Below are 21686 nucleotides of genomic sequence, written 5' to 3' on the forward strand. Positions count from 1 at the left end.
GCTACCGCGTGATCCACAGCGTGGGCCAGGCATCTGGCCCATTCCAGTTGTCGCAGCTGGGCTCCTCGGCGTAGCGCACCAGGCGGAAACGCTGGCCGTCGAAACGCCAGCGCGTCTGGATCCCGCAATCACCCATACCGCGTCCCAGCGCGAGCGTTGTCAGCTCGCGCGTCTTCTCATCGAAGCTGGCGTTCATCAACTCCATCTCACTGCCGTCGCTTGACGGCGTAAACGGCAGCCGCAGCCTGACGCTGCGGGCGGTGAACGGTTTTTTACGTGATACCAGCCACGCCAGATCGACCGTGTTATAGGCCCCCGCCTCGCAGCTGACGATCAGCAGCGCTTTGTCATCGGTTAACGCGGTGACGCGCACTTCCCGGCGGTTAGGATCCAGCGAGCACTGGCTGCTGTTCATCCGTCCGGTACCATAGTCCAGCAGGTCGTTCAGTTCGGCGTGGGAGAGTGGCGTCGGGGTCGGATTGACGACCGCCACCTTTTTTAAGGCGGGTGCAGGCGGAACGCTTAACGGCGGATCGTCACCTTTCTTGATCCACGCGGTTTCGCTGCCGACGCGCTTTTGCTGCGCATCAATGAACAGCAGCGCGGCTTTCAGACCGCTCAGTGAAATGACCTGCTTACCGCCGCGCAGGGTCAGGGCCTTCCCTTCCTGGATGTTTTTCAGAAAGGCGGTGATGGTGGCCGCATCGTCCGTTTTCAGATGCCAGGGCGTGAGCTGCCAGCGCTGTTTGTCGAGCTTCAGAGGAACGTTATCCAGCAGCAGGCGGGGAGCAATCTCAGGCTCTTTAACGGAGGGCGTATCAAGACCGCCGAGATCGATACGCAGCGTGGCATCCGTTTTCGCCCCGGCGCTTCGGGTGAGCGTCATGACCAGACCACGATGTTCGCCCGTGTTGCGGGCAAGGCAAAAGTTCTGGTTATTGCAGGTCACCTGCCAGTCAGAAAAGGCTTGCTGCGCGGGTGCAGCCCGCACCTGCGGCGCGAGGAGCACCCAAAACAGGGAAAATAAAAAGACGCTGTAGCGCATGAATGACACAATCCCGGAACGAAAACGCATAACTGGGCAGTATCTTCGTGTTCCCGCCGGGGTTGCTCAATCGGATTTATCAGATATACCCGAAAAACAGGCTATATCCGTTCGAAAGGGGTATTCATCAGCCCGGTAGTCTGTAAATACTGCAGTAATATCACCGCCTTACCATCCCTGATTTCCCCTGTTCGCACCATCTCCAGCGCTCGGGAAAAAGGAAGCTCCAGCACTTCGATATCTTCATCCTCGACGCCACCGCCCCGGTGAGTGCGCTGCGCGTCGCTGTATTCCGCGATGAAGAAATGGACGATTTCCGTCACGCCGCCGGGCGACATAAACAGCTCGAAGACCTTTTTGACCTCGCCCACTTCGAAGCCGGTTTCTTCAACGGCCTCTTTGCGGATGCAGACTTCCGGCTCATCATCATCGAGCAGGCCCGCGCAGGTTTCAATCAGACGTCCGTCAGGGTTGCCATTGACCCATGTCGCCACCCTGAACTGGCGGATCAGCACCACGCTCCGCTTTTCACGGTTATAGAGCAGAATAGTTGCTCCATTGCCACGGTCGTAGACCTCGCGTTTGTGGCGGATCACTTCACCGTTGTTACGCGTAAGGTCATAGGTGATGTTACGCAGGACAAAGTAGTTTTCAGAGAGAATTTTGTCTTTGATAACGTCAATTTTCAGGGTCATACGGGCTCCACGACACAATGAGTCGTCCTATACTACGCCGTGAATCCCGCTTTGTCGCCCGCCGGTTTAATGATGTTCTGGCGCGTTAACCCCCAGCCAGTCGAGTATCCCTTGCGCCGCATGGCGGCCTTCCGCCATGGCGGTCACCACCAGATCCGCGCCGCGTACCGCATCGCCCCCGGCGAAGATCTGCGGGTTAGTCGTCTGGTAACGGTAACGGCTCTCGACGGAGGCAACGATCCGCCCCCAGTCATCCGTTTCGACACCCTGCGCCTGCAGCCACGGCATCGCGTGCGGGTTAAAACCAAACGCCATGATGACTGCATCCGCGGCCATCACGAACTCACTGCCCGCCACGGGAACCGGTCGCCGCCGTCCCTGCGCATCCGGCTCTCCGAGTTCGGTACGCAGCATCCGGATACCGTTGACCTTTCCGTTCGGATCCAGCGTCAGCTCAACCGGCTGGACGTTAAATTCAAACGCCGCGCCCTCTTCTCTGGCGTTCTTCACCTCTTTCTTCGAGCCCGGCATGTTGGCCTCATCCCGACGATAGGCGCAAGTCACCTTCGCCGCACCGTGGCGTAACGCGGTGCGGACGCAGTCCATGGCGGTATCGCCCCCGCCAAGCACCACCACGTTTAAGCCATGGGTGTCGATGAACGGTTCGCTGGCCGTCGCCTCCAGCCCCATAACATGCCGCGTGTTGCCCACCAGGAAAGGCAGCGCGTCATAGACCCCTGGCGCGTCTTCATGCGGGATACCCGCCTTCATCGAACGATAGGTTCCCACGCCAATAAACAGGGCGTCGTAATCGTGCTTTAACTGCGACATCGATACGTCCTGGCCCACCTCGCAGTTCAGCTCGAAGCGGATCCCCATCGCAGTAAATATCTCTCTGCGCCGCGCGAGCAGCGATTTGTCCAGCTTGAATGCCGGGATGCCAAAGGTTAGCAATCCACCGATTTCCGGATGCCGGTCATAGACCGTCACGCTCACGCCGCTGCGCGCCAGCACGTCGGCGCACGCCAGCCCGGCAGGCCCCGCGCCGACAATCGCGACACGTTTATCTGTCGGCGTGACGGCGGACATATCCGGCCGCCAGCCCATCGCCAGCGCCCGATCGGAGATATAGCGCTCGATGTTACCGATGGTCACGGATCCCGCCTCTTCACGTATTGTGCAGGCCCCTTCGCATAATCGGTCCTGCGGGCAGACACGGCCGGTAATTTCAGGTAAACAGTTGGTCTGATGAGAAAGCTCGACCGCGCCGGCGATATCCCCCGCGTTGAGGCGCTCAATCCACTGTGGGATGTGGTTATGCAGCGGGCAGGTCCATTCGCAAATGCTGTGCTCTCCGCATTTCAGGCAGCGCGACGCCTCGCGGGCGGCCTGCCCGTCCCGGAACGGCAGGTAAATTTCGTTAAAATGGCTTACGCGCTCTGCGGCAGCCAGTTTATCGGGCTCGCCGCGTGGCGCCGTCCCCTGCATCTGCTGCAGTTTGGTGCGCGGAGCATCTTCTCCGACGGCCTCCGCATGCCAGGGCCGCGCCTCCAGGCAGGCCGTGCGCTGTCGGCGCGATTTCGCCAGATGATCAAGGACAGCAGGCGTCGCCAGTGAGAGGACATCTGCCGGGCAATTTTCGATACAGGCCGGGCCGTGTGGCCGCGTCAGACAGAGATCGCATTTATTCGCCGAGGCCTTCACGCTGCCGTTGTCGAGCGGGGTGACGATAATCTCCATCGTGCCAAACGGGCAGGCCACCACGCAGGCCTTACAGCCGATGCATTTTTGTTGATTCACCTGTACGCTGTCATCGCATTTGCTGATGGCACCGTTCGGGCAGCTTTGCGCGCAGGGTGCATTTTCACAATGATGACAGGTCACGGGGCTGCTCTTCTCACCGGATCTCAGGACCGTAATACGGGGATGAAAATGGCGCTCGCTCAGGACATGCTGCTCATCGTTGTGCGCCATCACGCAGGCCACTTCGCAGGCGCGACACCCGATGCACTGCTGGCTGTTAGCCATAATAAAACGATTCATAACCACACCTGTTTTTGGTTCAATAACCTTTCTCTTTATAAGAGTATGGTATTTACGCATCACGGCGCGATCGGGCAATGTTCAAATGCCCGGAATGCCCAATTATTTCCAGTGAACCTGTGGCAGATCAATTTTATTCAGAGAGCCGTTCTGTGACCGTTAAACGACCCGTTTCCGGAAGCCTTGCCTGGGCTTTCTTTTCGATCATTGTTTTATCCGTGCTGACCAGCACCGTCGCGCTGCTGACGCTGGCCAGCAGCCAGCGTGATGCCGAAGCCATCAATATCGCCGGCTCGCTGCGCATGCAGAGCTATCGTCTGGGCTACGAGATGCAGCGCAACAGCCCTTCCCTTGCTGCACATCGCGAGAGCTGGCAACAGACGCTCGGCGCGCCTGCGCTGCAGAAGCTGAACCGCTGGTACGTCCCGGACAATGTTAAAGCACGCTACCAGCAGCTGCACGTGGCCTGGCAGGAGATGGATGCTCACATCGCCCGCGGCGACAGCGCGTGGTATCAACACAATATTGAAGATTTTGTCGGCCGCATTGATGCCTTTGTCCTCGCCCTTCAGCACTACACCGAACATAAGATTCAGACGGTGACCCTGCTTTCCCTGGCAGGCGCTCTCGGGATCCTGCTGCTGACGCTGTTTACCCTGCGACGCATCCGTCGCCAGGTGGTGCTGCCGCTTAACAATCTGGTGGCGGCCAGCGAACGGGTTGAGCGCGGGGAATTTGCAACCCCGGCGCCGGATTCCGCCCTGCCGAATGAGCTGGGCCAGCTCTCCCGCGCCTTCAACCACATGTCCGCCGAATTAGATACGCTCTACCGTTCGCTTGAGGCTTCGGTCGCGGAAAAAACGCGGCACCTGCACGAAGCCCACCAGCAGCTCGACATGCTGTTCAAGTGCTCGCAGGCGCTGAATACCGGCCAGATAGACAGCCACTGTTTCCGGCATATCCTGCAGATTGTACATGACTATACGCAGATGAATTATCTGGAGCTGCGCACCAGCGACGACTGGCGGCTGTGTGAAGGGAAGGAGTCCAGGGGGATCCCTCTACAAAACCTGCCGGTACTGATGCAGGACACCCTTTACGGCGAGCTGCGCTGGCAAAGCGAAACGGACAGCGTCCCCCTTCCGCTGATGAGAAGCGTGGCGACCATGCTCGGGCGCGGGCTGTACTTTAACCAGGCGCAAAAACATTACCAGCAGCTGCTGCTGATGGAAGAGCGCGCCACCATCGCCCGCGAGCTGCACGATTCGCTGGCGCAGGTGCTGTCGTATCTGCGCATTCAGCTTGCGCTGCTCAAACGCGCCGTGCCGGAGGAAAATACTCCGGCGCAGACCATCATCTCAGACTTCTCCCGCGAGCTGAACAACGCCTGGCAGCAGCTGCGCGAACTGCTCACTACCTTCCGCCTGACGCTGAACCACGCGAATTTACCCGCGGCGCTGCAGGAGTCCCTCGACGTCCTGCAGAGCCAGACGCAGGCTAAGCTGCATCTCGACTGTCGCCTCTCCTCGCTGGCGCTGGACGCGCAAAAGCAGGTGCATCTTTTACAGATCGTGCGTGAGGCCGTGCTGAACGCCATTAAGCACGCGCAGGCCAGCGAAATCGCGGTGAACTGCGTGACGGCAGCGGACGGTACGCACTGCGTCAGCATTCGTGACAACGGGATCGGAATTGGCGAGGCCAGCGAGCCGCCGGGACACTACGGGCTGAACATTATGCGTGAACGCGCGCAACGGCTTGGGGGAACACTACACTTTTCACAGCCGCAAAACGGCGGCACGCTGGTCAGCGTGACGTTCCCGGTGCCCACGCCGTTAACAGGTAAATAACGGTAAAGGGGCAAGCGCAGGGAAAAGCGCATGATAATTTACATTATCTCCTTTATTTCTCCACGTTTGACCTGCCCCTTACCGCTAAAGTTATGCGGGCAATAAACAATAATGACGTGCAGCAAAACGAGGTCACACTTTCATGGCGAATTTCTTCATCGATCGCCCCATTTTTGCCTGGGTGCTTGCCATCCTGTTGTGTCTGACAGGTGTCCTGGCGATTACTTCACTTCCCGTTGAGCAATACCCCGACCTGGCACCGCCTAACGTGCGCGTCACCGCCAACTACCCCGGCGCGTCCGCGCAAACGCTGGAAAATACCGTGACGCAGGTTATCGAGCAGAACATGACGGGTCTGGATAACCTGATGTACATGTCCTCGCAAAGTAGCGCCACGGGTCAGGCGACGGTCACCCTGAGCTTTAAGGCGGGCACCGACCCGGACGAAGCGGTGCAGCAGGTCCAAAACCAGCTGCAGTCGGCCATGCGCAAGCTGCCCCAGGCGGTGCAGAACCAGGGCGTGACCGTGCGTAAAACCGGTGATACCAACATATTGACCATCGCCTTTGTCTCGACAGATGGCTCGATGGATAAACAGGACATCGCTGACTACGTCGCCAGTAATATTCAGGATCCTATCAGCCGGATTAACGGCGTCGGAGATATCGACGCCTACGGCTCACAATACTCGATGCGTATCTGGCTCGATCCCAACAAGCTGAACAGCTACCAGATGACGGCAACCGACGTGACGGATGCCATTAAAGCCCAGAACGCCCAGATTGCCGTGGGGCAACTGGGGGGAACGCCTTCCGTTGATAAGCAAGCCCTGAACGCCACTATCAATTCGCAATCTCTGCTGCAGACGCCGGACCAGTTCCGCAACATCACCCTGCGCGTGAATCAGGACGGGTCGGAAGTGCGTCTGGGCGATGTCGCCACGGTGGAAATGGGGGCGGAGAAATACGACTACCTGAGCCGCTTTAACGGCAATCAGGCCTCCGGTCTGGGAATTAAACTGGCCTCCGGCGCGAACGAAATGGCGACGGCGAAACTGGTGTTAGATCGTCTGGACGAGCTGTCGCAGTATTTCCCGCACGGGCTGGAGTATAAAGTCGCCTATGAAACCACCTCCTTCGTTAAAGCGTCGATTGAGGACGTGGTGAAGACCCTGCTGGAAGCCATCGCGCTGGTGTTCCTGGTCATGTACCTGTTCCTGCAAAACTTCCGCGCGACGCTGATCCCCACCATTGCCGTCCCGGTGGTGCTGCTGGGGACCTTTGCGGTGCTGTACGCGTTCGGGTACAGCATTAATACCCTGACGATGTTTGCCATGGTGCTGGCGATTGGCCTTCTGGTGGATGATGCCATCGTGGTGGTTGAAAACGTCGAGCGCATCATGAGCGAAGAAGGACTCACTCCGCGCCAGGCGACGCGCAAATCCATGGGGCAAATTCAGGGGGCGCTGGTCGGTATTGCGATGGTGCTGTCGGCCGTCTTTATCCCGATGGCCTTCTTTGGCGGCACCACCGGGGCGATTTACCGTCAGTTCTCGATAACCATCGTCTCGGCGATGGTGCTCTCCGTGCTGGTGGCGCTGATCCTCACCCCCGCGCTGTGCGCCACCATTCTGAAACCGCTGCACAAAGGGGAGCATCACGGTCAGAAAGGCTTCTTCGGCTGGTTTAACCGGATGTTCAACCGCAACGCCGCCCGGTATGAATCTGCCGTCGGTCGCGTACTGCACCGCAGCCTTCGCTGGATGATGATTTACGTTGTGCTGCTGGGCGGCATGGTCTGGCTGTTCCTGCACCTGCCCACCTCGTTCCTGCCGATGGAAGACCGGGGGATGTTCACCACCTCGGTGCAGCTTCCGAGCGGCGCAACGCAGCAGCAGACGCTGAAAGTGGTCCAGAAAGTGGAACAATACTTCTTCACCAAAGAGAAAGATAACGTGGTGTCGGTCTTCTCTACCGTCGGCTCCGGTCCGGGCGGGAACGGGCAGAACGTCGCCCGCATGTTCGTCCGCCTGAAGGACTGGGACGAGCGCGATACCAGAACGGGAACGTCATTTGCCATCATTGAACGTGCGACTAAAGCCTTTGCGCACATCAAAGAGGCGCGCGTCTTTGCCAGCAGTCCGCCGGCGATAAGCGGGCTGGGCAGTTCTGCCGGTTTCGATATGGAGCTGCAGGATCACGCCGGGGCGGGCCACACGGCGCTGATGGCGGCACGCGATAAGCTGCTAGCGCTGGCGGGCAACGATCCGGGCCTGACCCGCGTTCGCCATAACGGCCTTGATGATAGTCCGCAGCTCCAGGTGGATATCGATCAGCGTAAGGCGCAGGCGCTGGGCGTCTCGATCAACGATATCAATGACACCCTGCAGACGGCGTGGGGCTCGAGCTATGTGAATGACTTTATGGACCGCGGACGCGTGAAAAAAGTGTATGTCCAGTCCGCCGCGCCGTTCCGCATGCTGCCGGACGATATAAACCGCTGGTTTGTCAGAAATAATGCTGGCGGCATGGTGCCGTTCTCCGCCTTTGCTAATTCGCACTGGGAGAGCGGCTCGCCGCGCCTGGAGCGCTATAACGGCTATTCTGCGGTTGAAATCGTCGGGGAAGCCGCGCCGGGCGTCAGTACCGGTACTGCCATGGACACCATGGAAAAACTGGTGCAGCAGCTGCCCGCCGGTTTTGGTCTCGAGTGGACGGCCATGTCTTACCAGGAGCGTCTCTCCGGGGCGCAGGCCCCTGCGCTTTATGCGCTTTCGCTGCTGGTGGTCTTCCTCTGCCTTGCCGCACTGTATGAGAGCTGGTCGGTCCCGTTTTCGGTCATGCTGGTGGTGCCCCTTGGGGTTATCGGTGCGCTGCTGGCGACCTGGATGCGCGGCCTGGAGAACGATGTCTACTTCCAGGTGGGCCTGCTCACCGTCATTGGGCTGTCGGCGAAAAACGCCATTCTGATCGTTGAGTTTGCCAACGAGATGAATGCCAAAGGCCACGAGCTGATGGCCGCTACGCTGCACGCCTGCCGTCAGCGCCTGCGTCCGATTCTGATGACGTCGCTGGCGTTTGTCTTTGGTGTTCTGCCAATGGCAACCAGTACGGGTGCAGGCTCCAGCAGCCAGCATGCGGTCGGGACGGGGGTGATGGGCGGCATGATTTCGGCCACCATTCTGGCCATTTACTTCGTTCCGCTGTTCTTTGTGCTGGTGCGTCGCCGCTTCCCGCTGAAGGAACGTCCTGAGTAAGTGGTTGAAATAAAAAAAGGCGGCTTTATCGGCCGCCTTTTTATTGTGTGATTAATTCACACTATGGTTATTTTACTTATTTTAGTGCTCTTGCAATTCTTACTGAATGTCATTTACGAAGCATGCCTTCGATAAAATCTTTCCAGTTCCCCAGTTCACGTTCAATCATAACAACCTCTCTTATTATTATGCGCATTCTACAAAAACGTACCATCATTGTGAAGACTATTTAACCAATTGCTGTGATTGTACCCCACGTCCTGCGGGGATTTATGATAAATATGAACGGAGAGCCCTCAATTTTTTGTGACGGCCAGCAATATTTTGAAATAACCCTACGGACGGGTGAGTTTTATTTTATTGGCTGACTTTATTGGGTTTTTAAAGTTTATGGACATCTATGCTTAAATGATGAAAGAATATTCAGCGTACAGTTGTGAGTCGAATTAAGAAGACACATTAATCCAGACGATTCCTGAATGTGTTATATTCCACTTAAGGATATATCTTCGAATTTACTGAACATTTAATTATCAGAACATCAAAAGGATTCACCATGGTTGTGATGTACGGCATTAAAAATTGCGACACCATCAAAAAAGCCCGCCGCTGGCTGGAAGCAAACAGCGTGGAGTACCGCTTCCACGATTACCGTGCCGATGGGCTCGATGCAGAATTTCTGCATAGCGCTATTCGCGAACTGGGCTGGGAAGCCCTGCTGAACACCCGCGGTACCACCTGGCGTAAACTGGACGACTCTCTACGCGCCAGCATCAAAGATGCCGACAGCGCGGCAAAACTGATGCTCGAGATGCCGGCAATTATCAAACGCCCATTGCTCTGCGCGCCAGGGCAGCCTATGCTGCTGGGTTTCAGTGAAACCCTTTATTCCGACTTTTTTCGTTGAGGTGTAGTTTATGTCATGCCCGGTCATTGAGCTGACTCAGCAGCTTATTCGCCGTCCTTCCCTTAGCCCGGACGACGCAGGTTGTCAGGCTCTTATGATTGAACGCCTGCGTGCCATCGGTTTTACCGTTGAACACATGGATTTTGGCGATACCCAGAACTTCTGGGCGTGGCGCGGCCAGGGTGAAACGCTGGCCTTTGCCGGGCATACTGACGTCGTTCCGGCAGGTGATGCGGATCGCTGGATTAACCCGCCGTTTGAGCCGACCATTCGCGATGGCATGCTGTTTGGTCGCGGCGCGGCAGACATGAAAGGCTCTCTGGCGGCGATGGTCGTGGCGGCAGAACGCTTTGTGGCGCAGCATCCGAACCACAAAAACCGTCTCGCGTTTTTGATAACCTCCGACGAAGAAGCCAGCGCCCATAACGGTACCGTGAAGGTCGTTGAAGCGCTGATGGCGCGCAACGAGCGTCTGGACTACTGCCTGGTCGGTGAGCCGTCCAGTACCGAAGTGGTGGGTGATGTCGTCAAAAACGGGCGCCGTGGCTCGCTGACCTGTAACCTGACCATTCACGGCGTTCAGGGGCACGTTGCGTATCCGCATCTGGCCGATAACCCGGTACATCGCGCTGCGCCGATGCTGAACGAACTGGTGGGCATCGAGTGGGATAAAGGCAACGAATTCTTCCCACCAACCAGCATGCAGATTGCGAACGTCAAGGCCGGGACCGGCAGCAACAACGTGATCCCGGGTGATTACTTCGTCCAGTTTAACTTCCGCTTCAGCACCGAACTGACCGATGAGATGATCAAGGCGCGCGTTATCGCCCTGCTGGAAAAATATCAGCTGCGCTACACCGTGGAGTGGTGGCTTTCCGGCCAGCCGTTCCTGACGCAGCGCGGTAAGCTGGTGGATGCGGTGGTGAACGCCATCGAGCACTATAATGAAATTAAGCCACAGCTGCTGACAACGGGTGGCACTTCAGACGGACGCTTTATCGCCCGTATGGGCGCCCAGGTTGTCGAACTGGGGCCAGTAAACGCAACCATTCATAAAATAAATGAGTGTGTCAATGCGGCAGATTTGCAACTGCTGGCCCGTATGTATCAACGTATTATGGAGCAAATCGTCGCCTGACGAACGCTCTGAGAGGAATAGCGAATGGATTGGCTTTCAAAGTACTGGTGGATTCTGGTGTTGGTTTTTTTGGTTGGCGTATTGCTTAACGTGATTAAAGACCTTAAGCGCGTTGACCATAAAAAATTTCTCGCCAACAAACCGGATCTTCCCCCGCACCGTGATTTCAACGACAAGTGGGACGATGACGACGACTGGCCGAAGAAAGACCAGAAGAAGTAATCGGTCTGTATCCCCTCTCCTGTGGAGAGGGGATAACCTCACATAAACTCAACAATATCATCATTATCCGGCTTACCGCCGCTGAGCGCTTCATCAAAGTAGTGCTTCGGTACGGTATAGCGCAAACGATCGAGCGCGAACTGCATGCTGCGGTCGTCTATGGCGTGGCCCAGATCGTCAACGATATCCAGCGTCACATCCCCACCTTCGCGAATCAACGCTTCCTGGGCAGCAACCGCATGCGAGAGCTCGATCACCCGGTCTTCACCGCCGTGGATTAAGTGGATCGTGGTCTGCGTGGTTGCGCTTGTCGGTAACGTCGCAAAACGGCCGTTAAACGCGATTACCCGTGAAACCAGACCCGGCTGCGCTTTAACGCTTTCCAGCGACATGATTGACCCCTGTGAGAAGCCAATCAACGCGGTCGCGTCGGCACCCACGCCGCTCTGCTGTTGCCAGTAGCGGACGATATCGATAAAGGTGGGCATGATGGCATCGATGCGCGCCTGACGGTTCTCTTCCGTCACGCCCTGAACCGAGAACCACTGGCGTCCGTTCGGACCGCATGGCTCAACGCCACCGATGCTGACAATCAGCGCGTCGGGGAAAACGGGCGCAAACCAGCTGCCAATCTGACCCATATTGACGGCATTATCGCCAACACCATGAAACAGAAGCAGTAACTGTTTAGCCGGTTTGTCAGGGCTTTGAACAACAAAATGGTCGTGTTTCATGGTGGTCTCCTTAATAGATGACCTGGATTCTACGCCTCCCGGCGGGAATGACCATGCCACTTTACTGAAGAAGTCATTGAAAAAATTGCCATTGCAAAATGGCTTCCTTCAACCGCTGGCAGCGCGGATAATCAAGGCTTTCAAGCGCTTGCGCGGTTTCACTGCGCAGCTTTGCCAGCAACGCTTTTCGCCCGACCTCATCCGCTTTCCCTGCCATTTTCCCCCGCAGGGCCGGAAGCGGCATATCAATGGTGAGCAACAACCGCGTCAGCGCGGCAACCGAGGTTGAAAACGCCCGATGGGCAAACGCAAACCCCGCCAGCTCCAGCCAGTCGTCACTATTAAGGGTAGCTTCCCAGCCGTCTTCCACCGGGATCTTTTCACCGTTCCGGGCCGACAGGACGCGCATATCCCGGCACAAACGCTGATGTTCCTGCGCGCACAGCTGACGCCCGGCTTCGCTCAGTGGCAGCAGCGCCATCGCCGTGTAGCAGCCGCTGCTGGCTTCCCGATGGCTCCCCATCCGCACCAGCACAAACCCACACTGCTGCCAGAAATGCCACAGCTCGTCGGTATAACCAAAACTCACCGACAGATAGTCTTCCCCGCTGGCGCTACGGATAAGCCGTTGCCCGATGCCTTCCCGCTGGCGCAGGGGGTGAACCGCAATGCGGCTAACCCGTCGCCCTTTCAGCGTCGCCGCGAGTGGCGATCCGCCGTGCGCCGCCAGCGACTGCGCCACGAGATTCCCGCGTGGACGCCGGTATCCCGCCCACACGGCGCGGCTAAGCTCAGGGGACAGCCCGCCCTCTTCCACCAGCCAGAGCGCGCCGGCAATCTCTGCCTCCGTCCCGGCAACAGCAAAGTGCTGGCCGGGCGCGTCCATCATCCGGCGTAAATCGAGCGGTGAAGTACGGTAGTGTGCAGCACACAGCAGTTCATAAACGCTTGCCACGCGTGCCGGGTCACTCTCCCACATCCGCGGCGCCAGCGGCGTTATACGCACGTCGCCTTCCGGTTTGCGATCGATAAGCGCATCATCAAATAACAGCGCATTCGCCACGAATCGCTCAAGCGGGCATCCGGCAGCCCAGCGAATGGGGGTCGATAAGGCATAATGCCGCAATCTACTGAAACGAGCGCAGAACTTCAGCAGGAATCCCCTGCCCGTCCCCTCATAGCCCTGGACCGTGGTGGTTAACACTACGCGCGGAAAACGCGTCACCAGCTTCTCCAGCAGCGGACCCGGGATCGCAGCGGCTTCATCGACAATCAGCCAGTCAGCCTGGCGTGAAGAGGCCAACAGCGCGTCCGGAGCCATAAAGTGGAAATGCTCGCCCGCAAAGCGCGCAATGACATCCGTTGCCCCTTTAGCCGGTGCAGTAACCACCGCACTCCCCTGAATGCGACTGAGCAGCATCCCCGCCAGCGCTGACTTTCCGCGCCCGCGCGGTGCCGTTACGGCTGCGATGCCCGCAGGCATGGTCAGAAGCGCGTCAAGGATCTCCGCCTGCTCGCGCTGCGGTGCGCCGCTGGCAGGCTGCCAGGCGGGTAAATCCGGCGCAACTGGAACGGACAAGGGACGATGCTGATGCCAGACAATCGCATCCGAATCGGCGGCAAGCGTCCGGCAGAAGTGGTGCACAAAGTGTGGAGTGGCGATCGGCTCCGCGCTGTCGCTCCAGCGCAAAGAATCGCTGTCAGGCCTGTCGGCCCAGTCAGCAAGCGGCGGAACCCGCAGCACCAGAAGGCTTCCGGCGCTCAGCGTTCCACTCAGGGCGGCAAACGCGGCGACATCAAACCCGGTGCTGGCGTCAAAAACGGCATGCCGGAACTCGCGTCCCAGCAGGCCGCTGATGGCTTTTGAAGGATGTTCGTGAAGCCTTACCCAGTCTCCGGGCAAGGCGTCACGCAGGGCAACCGCCTGGCTTAACGTCCACTGCGCCTCACCGCTGAGCACCACCAGCCGACGATGGCCGGTGCGCTCAAGCTCGCGTATCAGCTGATCAAACGCCAGCATTACATCGCTTTGCCGAAGGTATTACACTGCGCCGGGTCGCCGCTGTCGAAACCGCGTTTAAACCAGCTGTAGCGCTGCTGTGAGGTACCGTGTGTGAAGCTGTCCGGTACGACGCGCCCCTGGCTCTGCTGCTGAAGACGGTCGTCACCGATCGCCTGAGCGGCATTTAACGCCTCCTCAAGATCGCCGGATTCCAGCACGCCCTGCTGCTGCATGCTGTGACCCCAGACGCCCGCGAAGCAGTCCGCCTGCAGCTCCATTTTGACGGAGAGGCGGTTCACTTCAGCCTGAGACGCATTTTGCTGCAGCTGGCGTACTTTTGGCTCAATCCCCAGCAGCTTTTGCACGTGATGGCCAACCTCATGTGCGATCACGTAGCCCTGAGCAAAATCACCGTCGGCACCAAGCTTGCGTTTCATGTCATCGTAAAAAGAGAGATCGATATAGACGGTACCGTCTGCCGGGCAGTAGAACGGCCCCATCACGGATTGTCCGGTGCCGCATCCGGTGCGGGTTGCCCCCCGGTACATCACCAGCTTCGGCTGCTGGTAGGTACGCCCCATTTTCTCAAACAGCTGACTCCAGGTGTCTTCTGTTGTGGCGAGAATAACGGAGGTAAATTTGGCCGCTTCATCTTCATTCGGGCTGATGGAGCGCTGAGAATGCTGCTGCTGTTGCAGCGGCTGACCGGTCATCAACCCGGTGAGGTCAACGCCGTAGTAACCCGCGACTAACACCACAATCAGCAGGATGATGCCGCCCTTGCCGCTGGGTAACCGGAAGCCGGGCCCCCCCATTGAAGGACCGCCGCCACCATCACTGCGTCTGTCTTCTACATTGTCACTTTCACGACGCCCTTGCCAGCGCATAACCACCTCGAACTATTCCATTTATAATAGCTATGATCGTAGGCGGTTAACGGCAAGATTACCATAGGAAACAAAGGTAAGACGCCAAAGGATGCGAACATCCTTTGGCAGGTGAGGGAGTTAGTCGAGCTTAACGCCTAAACGGTGAGCAACCGCTTCGTACGCTTCAATCAGGCCCCCCAGGCTCTGACGGAAACGGTCTTTGTCCATTTTATCCAGGGTTTCTTTGTCCCACAGGCGGCTACCGTCTGGTGAGAACTCATCGCCCAGCACCACTTCACCTTTGAACAGACCAAACTCCAGCTTGAAGTCGACGAGGATCAGGCCCGCGTCATCAAACAGTTTTTTCAGCACGTCGTTGGCTTTATAGGTCAGCTCCTGCATACGCGCCAGGTTCTCTTTGCTCACCCAGCCGAAGGTTTCGCAGTAGGATTCGTTGACCATCGGGTCGTGCATGGCGTCGTTTTTCAGGAACAGGTCGAACAGCGGTGGGTTCAGTTCGATACCTTCTTCAATGCCGAGACGCTTCACCAGGGAGCCCGCCGCACGGTTACGAATAACACACTCAACCGGAACCATATCCAGTTTTTTCACCAGACATTCCGTATCGGACAGCAACGCTTCCATCTGGGTCGGGATACCCGCTTCGGCCAGTTTGGTCATAATGAAGTGGTTGAACTTGTTGTTCACCATGCCTTTACGATCGAACTGCTCAATGCGTGCGCCATCCCCTGCTGACGTATCATTGCGGAACTCGAGCACCAACAGATCCGGGTTTTCCGTGCTGTATACGGTCTTCGCTTTGCCACGATACAACTCAGCTTGCTTCTGCATCTTCATTACTCCTGGTGTGATGATTTGTGTTCAAAACTGGGCATATTATGCCACGCACACGTTTGCGTGGCACGAAAATAAAAAGGGCTGGATTCACCAGCCCTCGTATTTATTTGCTGAATGCTGCCTGGAAGACCGCGACCAGCGCATCGTTCTGCGACTGGGTCAGCGTGTGACCTTTCGGATCGATAAACTGCAGGCTACTGCGGTTATCAAGGTCACCGACCTGAATTTTGTAGTCACCGGAGGCAAGCTGAGGATCTTTCGCGCCCAGTTCCTGCCATGCGCTGTCGGAGAGCGGCTTATAGGTTGCCGTCATGCTACCGGTTGAGCGGATGCTGTCGGTCACTTTCATGCCCACTTTTTCCAGCGTCGCTGGCAAACGCTGCCAGGTCTGGTTAAACGGCGCACGAACCACCAGCATTGGCAGGCCGGTATCATCCGCACCGCTTTGCACATCGAAGGTCACACCGTTGCGGCTCTGCGCGGCGTTGGCGGCATCGGTCGCGGTTTTATCCAGACCCGCGGCAATCACGTTCAGCATTTCGGTGCTGTAACGCTGCAGGGACGCGGCATCCGCAACCGGTTTACCCGCCTGCTCCAGGTTCAACAGCTTAACGTTGACCGCCTGCTGGTAACCCTGTGGTTTTACGGAGACTTGATAACGACCGCGGTACTGCTGGTCTTCATCCAGACGGTTCCACTCGATCCAGTCGGTGGTTAACGTCTGGCTGGCGTCATCGCGTTTATCGATGGTGTAGTTCTTCGACTGAATGACGCTGACAACCTGCGGCCACAGCGTGCTACCGCGCGCGCTCTCAACCATCAGAGACGCCGTATCACCGGTGAACTGGGTACGCGCCCCGTTAACCAGCGCCAGAGGCTGTGCTGGCGGACGAATATCAAGCGCTTTACCGACCAGGCCGCTGCCGTTGGTCACGGGAATATTATAATCGCCGTTCTGAATCGGCAGGATCATACCAGCCGGTGCGTGAAGTTCAGCAAGCGGGGTCGCATCCAGATAGGATTCATCACCGCTCACCTGGCGCTTGTAGCGCGAGTCTGAACTACAGGCAGCGAGCAGCATAACAAGCGAAACACTCGCAACCTTCGCCAGGCGCGACTTCTGTACTGAATAAGCCATCAAATCTCCCTAAACTCTACAGCAAACCGGCATGCTTCAGCGCCGCTCTGACGATGTCACGACCGTGGTCGGTAATCGGTGTCATTGGCAGACGCAGCGTATCGGTTGCTACAAGCCCCAACTCCTTACATGCCCATTTCACTGGGATTGGATTGGGTTCGACAAATAATTTATTGTGCAGCGGCATCAGACGCTGATTTATGACACGCGCTTCATCAAAGTGACCGGCTGCGGCCAGTTTGCACATTTCAGCCATATCGCGCGCCGCAACGTTTGCCGTTACGGAAATCACGCCATGGCCACCGAGCTGCATAAAGTCCAGCGCGGTCGCATCATCACCACTCAACAGGATAAAGTCGTCTGAAACCAGCTCTTTGATCTGATGAACGCGGCTTAAGTTCCCTGTCGCCTCTTTAATACCGATAATATTTTTTACTTCCGAGAGACGACCAACGGTTTCCGGCAGCATATCGCAACCGGTACGGGACGGCACATTATACAGAATTTGTGGCAAGTCAGTATGCTCAGCGATGGCTTTGAAGTGCTGGAACAAACCTTCCTGAGTAGGACGGTTGTAATAAGGGGTCACCGTCAGACAGCCAACGATGCCGCTGTCGTTAAAACGTTTGGTCAGGCTGATAGCTTCTGCGGTTGCATTAGCCCCAGTTCCCGCGATGACCGGAATACGTCCGTCAGCCAGTTCCAGGGTCAGCATCACTACATCGCCGTGCTCGTCGTGGCTCAGCGTTGCGGATTCACCGGTAGTCCCTACCGAAACGATCGCCGAGGTTCCATTGGCGACATGGTAATCAATGAGCTTCTTCATGCTTGACCGGCAGACATTACCTTTTTCATCCATCGGTGTAACAAGCGCGACAATACTTCCCGTGAACATGAGCCATCCTCTGTGCGAACAAGAGCCTCAATGTTACGTTTGGAACTGTAATAAAAGCAAGCGACCTGAGGCTCTCAGGCGGTTGTATGCATGTTTTTTTTATGCTTTCCTTAGGAAGACTTAACCATGCAAAGGAAGAACAGGTTTGACAACCTCATCACAACATTACCTGGTTATCACTGCGCTGGGTGCCGACAGGCCGGGTATCGTGAACACCATCACCCGCCACGTAAGCAGCTGCGGATGTAATATCGAAGACAGCCGTCTGGCCATGCTTGGCGAAGAGTTCACATTTATTATGTTGCTTTCCGGGACATGGAACGCCATTACGTTGATTGAATCGACCCTGCCGCTGAAAGGCGCCGAGCTGGATTTGCTGATTGTCATGAAGCGCACCACGGCGCGACCGCGTCCGGCTATGCCTTCTACCGTCTGGGTGCAGGTTGAAGTGCCTGATTCTCCCCATCTGATAGAGCGCTTCACCGCGCTGTTTGACAGCCATCAGATGAACATTGCCGAGCTCGTTTCCCGCACACAGCCGGGCGACGCAAGTACGGTTCCCACGCTCTTTATTCAAATTACCGCGCACAGTCCTGCATCACAGGATGCGTCAAATATCGAGCAAGCGTTCAAAGCCCTCTGTACAGAATTAAACGCGCAGGGCAGTATAAGCGTCGTCAATTATTCGCAGCACGAACAGGATGGAGTTGAGTAATGAACCCACTGAAAGCCGGTGACATCGCACCGAAATTTAGCTTACCGGATCAAGACGGCGAGCAAGTAAATTTGACCGACTTCCAGGGACAGCGTGTTCTGGTCTATTTCTACCCGAAAGCCATGACCCCCGGCTGCACCGTACAGGCCTGCGGCTTACGCGACAACATGGACGAGTTGAAAAAAGTCGGCGTGGAAGTGCTGGGTATCAGCACGGATAAACCAGAAAAGCTGTCACGATTTGCTGAAAAAGAGCTGCTGAACTTCACGCTGCTTTCTGATGAAGACCATCAGGTGTGCGAGCAGTTCGGCGTCTGGGGCGAGAAGACGTTTATGGGTAAAACCTACGACGGTATTCACCGCATCAGCTTCCTGATTGACGCTGACGGAAAAGTTGAACACGTGTTTGACGACTTCAAAACCAGCAACCACCACGACGTGGTGTTGAACTGGCTGAAAGAAAGCGCCTGATAAACAGCAAAACGGCAACCCAGGTTGCCGTTTTTCGTGTTTTCCCCCTCTTCCCGTGGGAGAGGGTCGGGGGGAGGGCATCAGGCCGCTCAAAACTACTTCTCTTCCACCGCCGGCACATCCGGCCAGGCGTGGACCACGGCTTTAATCAGCGTCGCCAGCGGAATGGCGAAGAACACGCCCCAGAATCCCCACAGCCCGCCGAAAATCACCACCGATAAGATAATCACCAGCGGATGCAGGTTCACCGCTTCGGAGAACAGTACCGGTACCAGCAGGTTACCGTCCAGCCCCTGAATAATCAGATACACCGCGAAGCAGCTCCAGAACTCAGTCCCCAGCCCAAACTGGAACAGCGCCACGCCAACCACCGGAATGGTCACCACAAACGCGCCGATATACGGAATCAGGACAGACAGCCCCACCAGCACCGCCAGCAGCAGCGAGTAGTTCAGGCCGAAAATCAGGAAGCCAATCCAGGTGGCGACCCCCACGACAATCATCTCCAGCACCTTGCCGCGAATGTAGTTGGTGATCTGCTGGTTCATCTCTTCCCAGACCTGCCCCGCCAGCCCGCGGTTGCGCGGCAGAATACGGCGCACGGCGTTGAGCATCTGGTCTTTATCTTTCACCAGGAAGAAGACCATCAGCGGCACGAGCACAAGGTAAACCGCCAGCGTCAGCAGTCCGACCAGCGAGGCCAGAGAGTATTTCACCACCGAATCGCCCATCGTCATGATGCGGGCGCGCATATTTTCCGCCATCGCGTCGATAATCCCGGCATCCATCAGGGCTGGGTAACGGCGCGGCAGCGTGGCGGCAAAATCAGAAAGCTTGTTCAGCATGCCGGGCATATCGCGAATAAGGTAGATCCCCTGCTGCCAGGCAACCGGCATCACTACAAAGGCCATTAACAGCAGGATGCCGACAAACAGCACCAGCACGATGCTGGTCGCCCAGCGACGGGAACAGCCGATGTGCTCCAGGCGCACCGTTGGCCACTCCAGCAGGTACGCCAGCACAATCGCCACCAGCAGGGGCGCGAGCAGGCCGCTGAAGAAGAACAGAATACCGAACCCGGCAACCAGAATAACCAACAAAGCAATGGCTTCCGGGTCGCTGAACCGACGCCGGTACCACTGCATTAACATTTCTAGCATACAACCCTTCCCTGAATCGAATGGCGGGAGTGAGACGATGAATTGTATCTAACTGTCACAAAAAAGACTTTCGCTTTTTGTATCCCGATCACAATCCGCAAAAGCCTGATGAATGGGATTTTCTTCATGCTACAACACGGCTACACTCCCAAAGCAGCAGAGATGAACGATATACCGGTTCATCGGTCAAATTAGCACATCCAACATACAGGACAGTGGTTATGTTCAGGCAGTTGAGAAAAACACTGGTTGCGACACTGATTGCCGCGGTGACGGTCGGTCAGGTGTTGCCCGCTTTTGCTGACTCGTCCGATACATTGCCGGACATGGGCACCACAGCAGGAAGCACGCTCTCTATTGGGCAAGAGATGCAAATGGGGGATTACTATGTTCGCCAGCTGCGCGGCAGCGCCCCGCTGATTAACGACCCTTTGCTGGTACAGTACATTAACGGGCTGGGGATGCGTCTGGTTTCGCACGCCGACTCGGTAAAAACCCCCTTCCATTTCTATTTAATCAATAACGACGAAATCAACGCCTTCGCCTTCTTTGGCGGTAACGTGGTGCTGCATTCGGCGTTATTCCGTTACTCTGACAACGAAAGCCAGCTGGCCTCGGTAATGGCGCACGAAATTTCGCACGTCACCCAGCGTCATCTGGCGCGTGCGATGGAAGACCAGAAACGTAACGCCCCCCTCACCTGGGTGGGTGCACTGGGCTCTATTCTGCTGGCGATGGCCAGCCCGCAGGCCGGGATGGCGGCCCTGACCGGTACGCTGGCGGGAACGCGTCAGGGGATGATCAGCTTCACCCAGCAGAACGAGCAGGAAGCGGACCGCATCGGCATTCAGGTGTTACAGCGTTCGGGCTTTGACCCGCAGGCCATGCCGAGCTTCCTCGAAAAACTGCTCGATCAGGCGCGTTACTCTTCCCGTCCGCCGGAAATTCTGTTGACCCACCCGCTGCCGGAGAGCCGTCTGTCAGACGCGCGTAACCGTGCCAACCAGATGCGTCCGGTCGTGGTCCAGTCTTCGCAGGATTTTTACATGGCGAAGGTGAGAACCCTGGGGATGTACAATTCCGGGCGTAACCAGCTCACCAGCGACCTGCTGGATTCCCTGGCAAAAGGCAACGTGCGCGAGAAGAACGCCGCGCAGTATGGTCAGGCGCTCCAGGCGATGGAAGCCAGCAAATACGACGAGGCGCGTAAGGCGCTGCAGCCGCTTCTGGCAGCCGATCCGAACAACCCGTGGTACCTCGATCTGTCGACGGATATCGATCTGGGGCAGAAGAAGCCTGCCGATGCGATTAACCGCCTGAAAGGGGCGAAAGATGTCCGTACCAACCCGGTGCTGCAGCTTAACCTGGCGAACGCTTACTTGCAGGGCGGCCAGCCCGGCGAGGCGGCGACCATCCTCAACCGCTACACCTTTAATAATAAAGACGATCAAAACGGCTGGGATCTGCTCGCTCAGGCGGAAGCCCAGCTCGGCAACCGCGATCAGGAGCTGGCAGCGCGTGCCGAAGGTTTTGCCCTGGTGGGCCGTCTCGATCAGGCGATTTCCGCGCTCAGCAGCGCCAGCTCGCAGGTCAAACTCGGCAGCCTCCAGCAGGCTCGCTACGACGCGCGTATCGATCAGCTACGTGGCCTGCAGCAGCGCTTTAAGCCGTACGAGAAGATGTAATAAAGGA

Annotated in this window: 19 protein-coding genes; 8 read left to right on the forward strand and 11 right to left on the reverse strand. The window is 57.1% G+C overall.

The window, feature by feature from the left end; translation table 11 throughout:
- Position 1: 1 nt before the first annotated feature.
- From AC0TN7_RS10360 to aegA, 3 genes are all read right to left on the reverse strand, one after another.
- Positions 2-1045 (reverse strand): DUF1176 domain-containing protein, encoded by a 1044-nt coding sequence (locus AC0TN7_RS10360; protein ID WP_024907576.1) that lies wholly within the window; start codon positions 1043-1045, stop codon positions 2-4.
- 101 nt (positions 1046-1146) lie between these two features.
- Positions 1147-1740, reverse strand: a complete 594-nt coding sequence (gene nudK / locus AC0TN7_RS10365; protein WP_024907575.1) for a GDP-mannose pyrophosphatase NudK — start codon at positions 1738-1740, stop codon at positions 1147-1149.
- A 66-nt stretch (positions 1741-1806) separates the two neighbouring features.
- Positions 1807-3783 carry a formate-dependent uric acid utilization protein AegA gene (gene aegA, locus AC0TN7_RS10370; RefSeq protein WP_024907574.1) on the reverse strand — a complete coding sequence of 659 codons (1977 nt, stop codon included), beginning with the start codon at positions 3781-3783 and terminating at the stop codon, positions 1807-1809.
- A 152-nt stretch (positions 3784-3935) separates the two neighbouring features.
- Here aegA and narQ point away from each other — a divergent pair, with 152 nt between their 5' ends.
- Complete coding sequence (narQ, locus tag AC0TN7_RS10375; protein WP_024907573.1) at positions 3936-5630, forward strand: nitrate/nitrite two-component system sensor histidine kinase NarQ; 1695 nt, start codon at positions 3936-3938, stop codon at positions 5628-5630.
- A 142-nt stretch (positions 5631-5772) separates the two neighbouring features.
- Positions 5773-8886 carry a multidrug efflux RND transporter permease AcrD gene (gene acrD, locus AC0TN7_RS10380; RefSeq protein ID WP_024907572.1) on the forward strand — a complete coding sequence of 1038 codons (3114 nt, stop codon included), beginning with the start codon at positions 5773-5775 and terminating at the stop codon, positions 8884-8886.
- A gap of 109 nt (positions 8887-8995) precedes the next feature.
- Here the strand turns inward: acrD and ypfM are convergent, their stop codons facing one another.
- Positions 8996-9055: a protein YpfM gene (ypfM, locus tag AC0TN7_RS10385; RefSeq protein WP_015572204.1), complete on the reverse strand. Its 60-nt coding sequence runs from the start codon at positions 9053-9055 to the stop codon at positions 8996-8998.
- A gap of 387 nt (positions 9056-9442) precedes the next feature.
- Here ypfM and AC0TN7_RS10390 point away from each other — a divergent pair, with 387 nt between their 5' ends.
- The 3 genes from AC0TN7_RS10390 to AC0TN7_RS10400 are packed head-to-tail and all read left to right on the forward strand — an operon-like array spanning position 9443 to position 11153.
- Positions 9443-9793, forward strand: coding sequence for an ArsC family reductase (locus AC0TN7_RS10390; RefSeq protein ID WP_024907571.1), 351 nt, complete (start codon positions 9443-9445; stop codon positions 9791-9793).
- A gap of 10 nt (positions 9794-9803) precedes the next feature.
- Positions 9804-10931, forward strand: coding sequence for a succinyl-diaminopimelate desuccinylase (gene dapE, locus AC0TN7_RS10395; protein ID WP_208763146.1), 1128 nt, complete (start codon positions 9804-9806; stop codon positions 10929-10931).
- A 24-nt stretch (positions 10932-10955) separates the two neighbouring features.
- The gene (locus AC0TN7_RS10400; protein WP_014171111.1) at positions 10956-11153 is read left to right on the forward strand and encodes a YpfN family protein; all 198 of its coding nucleotides are present in this window, start codon (positions 10956-10958) and stop codon (positions 11151-11153) included.
- 38 nt (positions 11154-11191) lie between these two features.
- Here the strand turns inward: AC0TN7_RS10400 and ypfH are convergent, their stop codons facing one another.
- The 6 genes from ypfH to dapA form a co-directional block, all read right to left on the reverse strand.
- Positions 11192-11887, reverse strand: coding sequence for an esterase (ypfH, locus tag AC0TN7_RS10405; protein ID WP_024907569.1), 696 nt, complete (start codon positions 11885-11887; stop codon positions 11192-11194).
- 73 nt (positions 11888-11960) lie between these two features.
- Positions 11961-13907: a tRNA(Met) cytidine acetyltransferase TmcA gene (locus tag AC0TN7_RS10410; protein ID WP_473702124.1), complete on the reverse strand. Its 1947-nt coding sequence runs from the start codon at positions 13905-13907 to the stop codon at positions 11961-11963.
- A complete protein-coding gene (gene ypfJ / locus AC0TN7_RS10415; protein WP_023308754.1) occupies positions 13907-14776 on the reverse strand; it encodes a KPN_02809 family neutral zinc metallopeptidase in 870 nt (289 codons plus the stop codon). Before ypfJ ends, AC0TN7_RS10410 begins: the two co-directional genes overlap by 1 nt.
- Positions 14777-14896: 120 nt before the next feature.
- Positions 14897-15610, reverse strand: a complete 714-nt coding sequence (gene purC / locus AC0TN7_RS10420; protein WP_023332985.1) for a phosphoribosylaminoimidazolesuccinocarboxamide synthase — start codon at positions 15608-15610, stop codon at positions 14897-14899.
- Between the two features lie 109 nt (positions 15611-15719).
- Positions 15720-16754, reverse strand: a complete 1035-nt coding sequence (gene bamC, locus AC0TN7_RS10425) for an outer membrane protein assembly factor BamC (protein WP_473702125.1) — start codon at positions 16752-16754, stop codon at positions 15720-15722.
- 16 nt (positions 16755-16770) lie between these two features.
- Positions 16771-17649 carry a 4-hydroxy-tetrahydrodipicolinate synthase gene (gene dapA / locus AC0TN7_RS10430; RefSeq protein WP_008501633.1) on the reverse strand — a complete coding sequence of 293 codons (879 nt, stop codon included), beginning with the start codon at positions 17647-17649 and terminating at the stop codon, positions 16771-16773.
- A gap of 145 nt (positions 17650-17794) precedes the next feature.
- On the opposite strand from dapA, the gene AC0TN7_RS10435 reads away from it, so the two are divergent.
- Positions 17795-18364, forward strand: a complete 570-nt coding sequence (locus AC0TN7_RS10435) for a glycine cleavage system transcriptional repressor (RefSeq protein ID WP_023325845.1) — start codon at positions 17795-17797, stop codon at positions 18362-18364.
- Positions 18364-18834, forward strand: coding sequence for a thioredoxin-dependent thiol peroxidase (gene bcp / locus AC0TN7_RS10440; RefSeq protein ID WP_008501635.1), 471 nt, complete (start codon positions 18364-18366; stop codon positions 18832-18834). Before AC0TN7_RS10435 ends, bcp begins: the two co-directional genes overlap by 1 nt.
- Positions 18835-18929: 95 nt before the next feature.
- On the opposite strand, the gene AC0TN7_RS10445 is transcribed toward bcp, so the two are convergent.
- Positions 18930-19994 (reverse strand): AI-2E family transporter, encoded by a 1065-nt coding sequence (locus AC0TN7_RS10445; protein WP_061714661.1) that lies wholly within the window; start codon positions 19992-19994, stop codon positions 18930-18932.
- Between the two features lie 221 nt (positions 19995-20215).
- On the opposite strand from AC0TN7_RS10445, the gene bepA reads away from it, so the two are divergent.
- Complete coding sequence (gene bepA, locus AC0TN7_RS10450) at positions 20216-21679, forward strand: beta-barrel assembly-enhancing protease (protein ID WP_473702126.1); 1464 nt, start codon at positions 20216-20218, stop codon at positions 21677-21679.
- The last annotated feature ends 7 nt before the right edge of the window (positions 21680-21686 follow it).

The sequence above is a fragment of the Enterobacter sp. PL_is511 genome, assembly GCF_055816065.1.

Coding starts and splice junctions, on each gene's coding strand:
- dapA (WP_008501633.1), bottom strand. CDS start 17,649: ATGTTCACGGGAAGTATTGTCGCGCTTGTTACACCGATGGATGAAAAA.
- bepA (WP_473702126.1), top strand. CDS start 20,216: ATGTTCAGGCAGTTGAGAAAAACACTGGTTGCGACACTGATTGCCGCG.
- AC0TN7_RS10390 (WP_024907571.1), top strand. CDS start 9,443: ATGGTTGTGATGTACGGCATTAAAAATTGCGACACCATCAAAAAAGCC.
- AC0TN7_RS10360 (WP_024907576.1), bottom strand. CDS start 1,045: ATGCGCTACAGCGTCTTTTTATTTTCCCTGTTTTGGGTGCTCCTCGCG.
- AC0TN7_RS10400 (WP_014171111.1), top strand. CDS start 10,956: ATGGATTGGCTTTCAAAGTACTGGTGGATTCTGGTGTTGGTTTTTTTG.
- nudK (WP_024907575.1), bottom strand. CDS start 1,740: ATGACCCTGAAAATTGACGTTATCAAAGACAAAATTCTCTCTGAAAAC.
- dapE (WP_208763146.1), top strand. CDS start 9,804: ATGTCATGCCCGGTCATTGAGCTGACTCAGCAGCTTATTCGCCGTCCT.
- ypfJ (WP_023308754.1), bottom strand. CDS start 14,776: ATGCGCTGGCAAGGGCGTCGTGAAAGTGACAATGTAGAAGACAGACGC.
- ypfH (WP_024907569.1), bottom strand. CDS start 11,887: ATGAAACACGACCATTTTGTTGTTCAAAGCCCTGACAAACCGGCTAAA.
- bamC (WP_473702125.1), bottom strand. CDS start 16,754: ATGGCTTATTCAGTACAGAAGTCGCGCCTGGCGAAGGTTGCGAGTGTT.
- AC0TN7_RS10445 (WP_061714661.1), bottom strand. CDS start 19,994: ATGCTAGAAATGTTAATGCAGTGGTACCGGCGTCGGTTCAGCGACCCG.
- AC0TN7_RS10410 (WP_473702124.1), bottom strand. CDS start 13,907: ATGCTGGCGTTTGATCAGCTGATACGCGAGCTTGAGCGCACCGGCCAT.
- purC (WP_023332985.1), bottom strand. CDS start 15,610: ATGCAGAAGCAAGCTGAGTTGTATCGTGGCAAAGCGAAGACCGTATAC.
- aegA (WP_024907574.1), bottom strand. CDS start 3,783: ATGAATCGTTTTATTATGGCTAACAGCCAGCAGTGCATCGGGTGTCGC.
- acrD (WP_024907572.1), top strand. CDS start 5,773: ATGGCGAATTTCTTCATCGATCGCCCCATTTTTGCCTGGGTGCTTGCC.
- bcp (WP_008501635.1), top strand. CDS start 18,364: ATGAACCCACTGAAAGCCGGTGACATCGCACCGAAATTTAGCTTACCG.